The 6,669-nt window shown below is 39.9% G+C and carries 9 protein-coding genes; 7 read left to right on the forward strand and 2 right to left on the reverse strand.

Annotated elements, in window-relative coordinates:
• Window positions 1-16 precede the first annotated feature (16 nt).
• From ACZFYI_RS13230 to ACZFYI_RS13255, 6 genes are all read left to right on the forward strand, one after another.
• Window positions 17-175 (forward strand): DUF5522 domain-containing protein, encoded by a 159-nt coding sequence (locus tag ACZFYI_RS13230; protein WP_462524603.1) that lies wholly within the window; start codon window positions 17-19, stop codon window positions 173-175.
• 349 nt (window positions 176-524) lie between these two features.
• Window positions 525-767, forward strand: coding sequence for a 50S ribosomal protein L28 (gene rpmB, locus ACZFYI_RS13235; RefSeq protein WP_113925164.1), 243 nt, complete (start codon window positions 525-527; stop codon window positions 765-767).
• A 34-nt stretch (window positions 768-801) separates the two neighbouring features.
• The gene (gene rpmG / locus ACZFYI_RS13240) at window positions 802-984 is read left to right on the forward strand and encodes a 50S ribosomal protein L33 (RefSeq protein WP_113925165.1); all 183 of its coding nucleotides are present in this window, start codon (window positions 802-804) and stop codon (window positions 982-984) included.
• Window positions 985-1,029: 45 nt separating this feature from the next.
• Window positions 1,030-1,182: a DUF4295 domain-containing protein gene (locus ACZFYI_RS13245; RefSeq protein WP_258424284.1), complete on the forward strand. Its 153-nt coding sequence runs from the start codon at window positions 1,030-1,032 to the stop codon at window positions 1,180-1,182.
• Window positions 1,183-1,272: 90 nt separating this feature from the next.
• On the forward strand, window positions 1,273-2,229 hold the full coding sequence (ftsY, locus tag ACZFYI_RS13250; protein ID WP_462524604.1) for a signal recognition particle-docking protein FtsY: 957 nt from the start codon (window positions 1,273-1,275) through the stop codon (window positions 2,227-2,229).
• A gap of 103 nt (window positions 2,230-2,332) precedes the next feature.
• On the forward strand, window positions 2,333-2,788 hold the full coding sequence (locus tag ACZFYI_RS13255) for a hypothetical protein (RefSeq protein WP_462524605.1): 456 nt from the start codon (window positions 2,333-2,335) through the stop codon (window positions 2,786-2,788).
• 153 nt (window positions 2,789-2,941) lie between these two features.
• On the opposite strand, the gene ACZFYI_RS13260 is transcribed toward ACZFYI_RS13255, so the two are convergent.
• Together ACZFYI_RS13260 and pruA are read right to left on the reverse strand one after the other, a co-directional pair.
• The gene (locus ACZFYI_RS13260; protein WP_462524606.1) at window positions 2,942-4,048 is read right to left on the reverse strand and encodes a DUF4221 family protein; all 1,107 of its coding nucleotides are present in this window, start codon (window positions 4,046-4,048) and stop codon (window positions 2,942-2,944) included.
• A 294-nt stretch (window positions 4,049-4,342) separates the two neighbouring features.
• The gene (gene pruA / locus ACZFYI_RS13265; RefSeq protein ID WP_462524607.1) at window positions 4,343-5,977 is read right to left on the reverse strand and encodes an L-glutamate gamma-semialdehyde dehydrogenase; all 1,635 of its coding nucleotides are present in this window, start codon (window positions 5,975-5,977) and stop codon (window positions 4,343-4,345) included.
• A 177-nt stretch (window positions 5,978-6,154) separates the two neighbouring features.
• Between pruA and ACZFYI_RS13270 the strand changes: the two genes are divergently transcribed.
• Entirely contained in the window at window positions 6,155-6,646 is a 492-nt protein-coding gene (locus ACZFYI_RS13270; RefSeq protein ID WP_462524608.1) for a hypothetical protein, read from the forward strand.
• The last annotated feature ends 23 nt before the right edge of the window (window positions 6,647-6,669 follow it).

The raw sequence follows: 6,669 nt of genomic DNA on the forward strand, positions 1-6,669 counted from the left end.
CCTTTAGGATTAAAGAATGAATTCAAAAAAGAAGCCTGCAGAACCCATGAAACTGATTCCGGGTGATTATTATATGAATGAAAAAGGTCTGATGGTTTTTACAGCACAATACCACCTGAGGAGAGGATTTTGCTGTGGAAGTGGCTGCAAGCATTGCCCGTATGGGGAAAAGTGACTTGGTTATTTGGTTAATGGTTATTGGTTATTTAAGTTGTAATGGTTGCATTTGTTATAATGGTTTTAATTGTTGTGAACTTCGGGCCTGCAGACATTAGAAGGTTTTCGAATCATAAGGTCTGGTTTCTTCATTTTTGACTTTTAGATTAATTTTTGAACAATCCACTGAATACTGAGACTGGCTACTGATTGATTGCTTCTTGCTTCTTGAATCTCGCCTCTTGCTTCACAGATGAAAATGAGAATTTTACTGAATATTTTTGGAGGTGAGTATTGGTATTTCAGGTAAAAGTCCGATATTTGCAAACTCAATTGAAAAAACGTCTATACAATTACGATCATATATCATGGCAAAAGTTTGTGACATTACCGGCAAGAGACCTCAAGTAGGTAATAATGTATCGCATGCGAACAACAAGACCAAGCGTAAATTTTACCCAAATTTGCACAAGAAAAGCTTCTACATTCCTGAGGAAGATGCTTGGATCACTTTGAAGGTTTGTACCAAAGCTTTGAGAACCATCAACAAAAAAGGAATCACTCCTGTGTTGAGAGAAGCCCAAGCAAAAGGATACGTTATCATTAAATAATCAGATCAGGTTTACCATTTAAATATATACAGCGATGGCTAAGAAAGGTAACAGAGTACAAGTGATCATGGAGTGTACCGAGCACAAGGCAACAGGCCTTCCGGGTACTTCAAGGTACATCACTACCAAAAACCGTAAAAATACCACTACAAGACTTGAATTGAAGAAATTCAATCCGATCTTGAAGAAAATGACGGTTCACAAAGAAATTAAATAATTTAGGATCTAGGTTGCTTCCGGCAACAATATAAACCTTGAAAATATGGCTAAGAAAGTAGTAGCAACCCTGAAAAAAGAAGGTGGAGTAACATACGCCAAAGTAATCAGAGCGATCAAGTCTGAAAAAACCGGCGCTTATACCTTCAAAGAGGAAATGGTGCCGACCACTATGGTTCAGGATACCTTGAAAAAGTAATTTCATTGCACTTTTTGCAATCGAAAGTCCCTTCAAGCTAAGTCTTTGAAGGGACTTTTTTGTTATATTCGGACTTTAAAAATCAAAGACATGGGAATTTTCGGTTTCTTTTCGAAGGAAAAAAAAGAAAGCCTTGACCAAGGTTTACAAAAATCCAGCGAAAACATTTTTTCTCGGCTAAGCAAAGCAGTCGTAGGCAAATCAAAAGTTGATGAGGAAGTGTTGGATGAGTTGGAAGAAATCCTCATCACCTCCGATGTAGGGGTCGACACGACCATCAAAATCATCAGAAGAATCGAAGAAAGGGTATCAAAGGACAAATACCTCAATACAGCCGAACTGGACGTAATACTCAGAGAAGAGATTATGGGTCTTTTGGAAGAAAACCAAAGTACAGACTTATCAGACTTTGACCTTCCTGCAGACAAAAAACCTTATGTCATCATGGTAGTTGGTGTCAACGGTGTGGGAAAGACAACCACCATCGGCAAACTTGCTCACCAATTTAAACAAGCCGGAAAATCAGTGGTCCTAGGCGCTGCGGATACTTTCAGGGCGGCGGCCGTTGACCAATTGATCCTTTGGGCTAAGCGGGTCGATGTACCCATTGTGTCCCATGGTATGAATACTGACCCTGCTTCTGTCGCATTTGATGCGGTAAAACAGGGGGTGGATACCAATGCAGACGTAGTAATTATAGATACTGCAGGTAGGTTGCACACCAAAGTCAACCTGATGAATGAGCTCACCAAAATAAAAAGAGTGATGCAAAAATTCATCGATGATGCCCCGCATGAAGTATTGCTTGTATTGGATGGATCCACTGGTCAGAATGCGTTTATTCAAGCGCAGGAATTTACCAAAGCCACAGACATTACTGCACTCGCCATCACCAAACTAGACGGCACAGCCAAAGGGGGTGTTGTCATCGGCATCTCTGACCAATTCAAAATCCCGGTCAAATACATTGGCGTAGGTGAAAAAATGACAGATCTGCAGGTTTTCAACAGAAAGGAATTTGTGGATTCACTTTTTAAAAAGAAGTAGTGAGAAAATCTAAAGCCACATTGAGTTTCTAAAACTTGGTTCTTAAATACAGGAAAAATGATATGAAGCAGAACCTCGAAATGTTCAATTTAAACTTGAAACAATGAATTACAAGACATTTTTTCATTATGTAAGCTATGCCCAATACCCATTAATGCTTCTGGGAATGTATTTTGCTTTTAAGCCATACCTTAATGGACTAGATTACCTTAAAGATAATCCTGAGGTGATATTTGATAACTTTAATTCGGTTTTGATTTTCATGGGTTTAGGGATAAGTTTCTCGTCATTACAGGACACCTCCAAAACTCAAAATGAGTTATCCAAAAAAGTATGGCAAAATCCACGAAAAGGGAAAATTGCAATCATCCTGATGAGCATGTTAATCCTAATTCTGCTGATCTTGGGATTAACAGGGTTTTATTTCTATGAAACCGGAATTTTAAAAGATTTATCTATAGGAATCATGGTTTTAAGCCTCGGAATGTTTGGTCTTTTGAAGGCTGCAATCGAAATGTTTGAAAATCACAGAGAGGATAAGAAAATCAGCAACATATGATTTGTCAACCCTTATCTTTAAAATAGTCCTCCTCAAATATCGGATTATTGCCCCCTCCTTTATTATTCTGAATTGCCTTGTTGATATTCAGTCATAAATTATAATGACTTAAAGAAAAAAATTGAATACCACACCCTCCTTTTTTGCTCCTGCTCAAAAATCAAAAAGAATCCTTACATACCCTTCCCTTTCATCACTTTCCTGCTCTGCTAATTTGAGATAAAATCCATTGGGAGTGAAAAAGCCTGAAGGTAAGATCTTTTGATTGTCAAAAAACAACTCAGCAACCTTTCTGAATTCATTGTCCAAAAGAATAAAGCTGCTTTCATTGGTGTAAGTTTCTATATCCGATTCTTTTGTTTCAATATTTACATATCTAAAAAGTCTCCTCCGAAAAGGATCGTATTGGGTGAATTTGTATCTACTTGTCTTCATACTAGGATTAAAAACTGTCCACTCTCCCCTAGGTTCTGTTTTCCCTTTTTCAAAAGTCAAAGATTTGGAGCTTTTGCCATCAACCCAATAACTTTTGTCCGAATCCAAAATCAATAAGGAATCACTTGCAGGAAAATTGACCACAAAAATATCCTGATCCTTAAGGTAAGAATGGGCAAAAACCCCAAGTTCCGGATCATCATAGTGTTCCCTGTATTTTTCGGGATAGTTGAAGCCTACGGAATCAAAATTTCCCGAACGGACGTCTAATTTCCATAACCAATCCCGGTAATCCATATTGGGTTCTTTGAGTACAAAAGGAACATCTGCCAAAAACAAGGTCTTGGTCGCTGCATCATAGGTCATATCATTGCCATTCATCGCAGAAAAATTAGCTGCCAACCTTTCTTCAGGCACAGCAGGTAGGGGAAACCGCCTGATCACTTTTCCTTCAAAATCAGTATAAACAACAACTTTTTGATCTGAAATAAAGAACAATCCATCTTCAGTAATCAAGCTTCCTGAGATAAAAGAGCCGATTCCATCAGGGCCTTCGGCAAAGAAATTGGTACTCGAAATCAATTTACCTGAAGGATAACTGTATTTCAATAGCCTTTTGTCATACCATGAATAAAGAAAACTACTGTCCTTCTCCTCGAGGTAGGTAAATTTGGTTGGGAGATTTTTTGTGAACTCGTCCTTTTCAAAATATAAAGTATCAGAGATGTATGCAGTCAACTCACCGGATATGAATTCCGAGGATTTGGGTTCTTGGGAATTACAAGAAAAAACAACCGCTAGAAGGAAGATGAAGTACCTAAACATATCATATTTTTTTGAAGCTAATTTAAAACATCTTTTTTCCAAAAAATTGAAAATCTCTTAGTGTAAAATTACCTTTCATACAGGTCTAATTCTGACTATTATTAAAACAGAAAATCCTCCAATAATTCTCTAAGTTCAACAACTATCTTCCTTTCAAGCATCCTAGTAAATTTCATTGATAAAAATTCTAAAATGAAAAAGACCACCGGCTTCAACTCTCCGGTGGTCTTTTCTCGTCTCTCGGCTCTTGTCTCTCGCCTCTTGTTTCTTGTTTCTCGCCTCTCGTTTCTCCTCTCAATCTTTTCCCAAAAACGGATACCTGTAATCCACCGGAGACACAAACGTTTCTTTGATTGTCCTTGGAGAAACCCAACGGAGTAAATTGATCATTGAACCGGCTTTGTCATTGGTACCGGATGCCCTTGCACCTCCAAAAGGCTGTTGACCTACAACTGCACCGGTTGGTTTGTCATTGATATAAAAGTTACCTGCTGCGTTTCTCAGTTTTTTGGTTGCCAATTCGATCGCATACCTGTCTTGGGAGAATACCGCTCCTGTCAATGCATAAGGGGAAGTCTGATCGACCAATTCCAATGCTTCTTCAAAGTGCTCCTCATGGTATACATAGATGGTCAAAACAGGGCCGAAGATCTCTTCACACATGGTCGTGTACATCGGGTCTTTGGTCAGGATGACAGTAGGTTGGATAAAGTATCCTTTGGATTTATCGTGGTGGCCGCCGGCAATGATTTCAACACCTTCGGCATTCTTGGCATTGTCAATGTACCTGGAGATTTTGTCAAAAGACTTCTCATCGATCACCGCATTGATGAAATTGGTAAAGTCTTCAGTAGGCCCCATGCTCATAGAAGCTAAATCTTCCAACAGGTATTTTTTTACATCCGGCCAGATGTTAGAAGGGATATAGGCTCGTGAAGCAGCAGAACATTTCTGCCCCTGGTATTCAAAAGCTCCTCTTGAAAGTCCGACAGCAACAGCTTTGGCATGTGCTGATTTATGTGCCAAGACAAAATCTTTTCCACCTGTTTCTCCCACGATTCTTGGATAGGATTTGTACTTGAAGATATTTTCTCCAATCGTTTTCCAAATGTGTTGGAATACACCGGTAGAGCCCGTAAAGTGTATCCCTGCAAAATCAGGATGGTTGAAAATAACATTACCTGCTGTAGGGCCGTCAACATAAACCAAGTTGATTACCCCATCAGGAACGCCTGCTTCTTTGAAAACCTGCATCAGTACATTCGCTGAATAGATTTGGGTATAGGCGGGTTTCCATACTATCGTATTTCCCATCATCGCAGGAGCAGTTGGGAGGTTTCCTGCTATGGCAGTAAAATTGAAAGGCGTCAAAGCAAACACGAATCCCTCAAGTGGTCGCTGCTCCAGCCTGTTCCAAACACCCCCACCTGAAACAGGTGGCTGCTGCGCATAGATTTCGGACATGTATTGTACATTGAACCGAAGGAAATCAATGAATTCGCAGGCGGCATCGATTTCTGCCTGAAAAGCATTTTTAGATTGCCCTAGCATAGTGGCTGCATTGATCTTGGCGCGGTATGGTCCTGCCAAGAGATCGGCAGCTTTGAGGAAAATAGCAGCTCGTTGCTCCCATTCCATAGATTCCCAGGCTTCTTTCGCTCCCAAGGCAGCATTGATTGCCTGCTCTACATGGGATGAATCTCCCTCATGAAAGAATCCCAATAAGTGCTTGTGGTCATGGGGAGGGGACATGGATTTTTTAACTCCTGTCCTCACTTCTTCGCTTCCGATATACATAGGTACATCTACAAGCTGCGACCTGAATTCCTTCAGCGTCTGCTGCAGTTCGATCCTCTCGGGAGAACCCGGAGCATAACTTTTTACCGGTTCGTTGACCGGCTTGGGAACGTTAAAAAAACCTTTGAGCATATGAATTTGAGTTTATGATTCTTTTTAAGTCTGGCAAATATAATCAGCCTAAACCGAAATGCCCGACAAACATCCTTCTCAAATCACATTTCAATTGAATTACTCAAAAAAATCAAGGTAAAGGGAAAATAAAAAAATTTAGTTTTATTTTCGCAGGAAAATTGGTCCTCTTGAGTCTTGAAACAGCTATTTATCTTCTTACTTTTTTCTGTCTTAAATACAACCTTTTCATTTTCACAGGAAAGCTCAAGACATCAGGCAGCCTATTTGGAGGGATTTGGCAGCGGTATTGTTTTCTCCTTTAATTACGAATCCAGATTCAAACCAAAGCCTGACGGATTTGGGTATCGGGCTGGACTTGGGTTGACCGGCATCAATGGCGTCAGGGTGATTACGGTCCCATTGGGAATCAATTACTTGCTTGGCAAAGAAAAAAACTTCTTCGAACTCGGGATGGGTGTAACTTTTGTCGGCTTGACCGATACACAGCTGGTTAGTACCAATTCCTCTTCTTTGCCTGATGCCGGGACTGTCAATGGTTTTTTCAACATAGGATACAGAAGGGTTTTTGGTTCAGGATTAATGTTAAAGGCCGGAATATCCCCCATATTCACACCAGATGAAATCACACTTTTTTGGCCTCTTATAGGATTTGGTTTTCATTTTTGAAATAAAGAAATCCTTTACCCTTA

Source organism: Aquiflexum sp. (genome assembly GCF_977115555.1).

Excerpts from the sequence above, each read along its gene's own strand:
- ACZFYI_RS13245 (WP_258424284.1), top strand. The coding sequence starts at position 1,030 with ATGGCTAAGAAAGTAGTAGCAACCCTGAAAAAAGAAGGTGGAGTAACA.
- ftsY (WP_462524604.1), top strand. The coding sequence starts at position 1,273 with ATGGGAATTTTCGGTTTCTTTTCGAAGGAAAAAAAAGAAAGCCTTGAC.
- ACZFYI_RS13230 (WP_462524603.1), top strand. The coding sequence starts at position 17 with ATGAATTCAAAAAAGAAGCCTGCAGAACCCATGAAACTGATTCCGGGT.
- ACZFYI_RS13255 (WP_462524605.1), top strand. The coding sequence starts at position 2,333 with ATGAATTACAAGACATTTTTTCATTATGTAAGCTATGCCCAATACCCA.
- pruA (WP_462524607.1), bottom strand. The coding sequence starts at position 5,977 with ATGCTCAAAGGTTTTTTTAACGTTCCCAAGCCGGTCAACGAACCGGTA.
- rpmB (WP_113925164.1), top strand. The coding sequence starts at position 525 with ATGGCAAAAGTTTGTGACATTACCGGCAAGAGACCTCAAGTAGGTAAT.
- rpmG (WP_113925165.1), top strand. The coding sequence starts at position 802 with ATGGCTAAGAAAGGTAACAGAGTACAAGTGATCATGGAGTGTACCGAG.
- ACZFYI_RS13260 (WP_462524606.1), bottom strand. The coding sequence starts at position 4,048 with ATGTTTAGGTACTTCATCTTCCTTCTAGCGGTTGTTTTTTCTTGTAAT.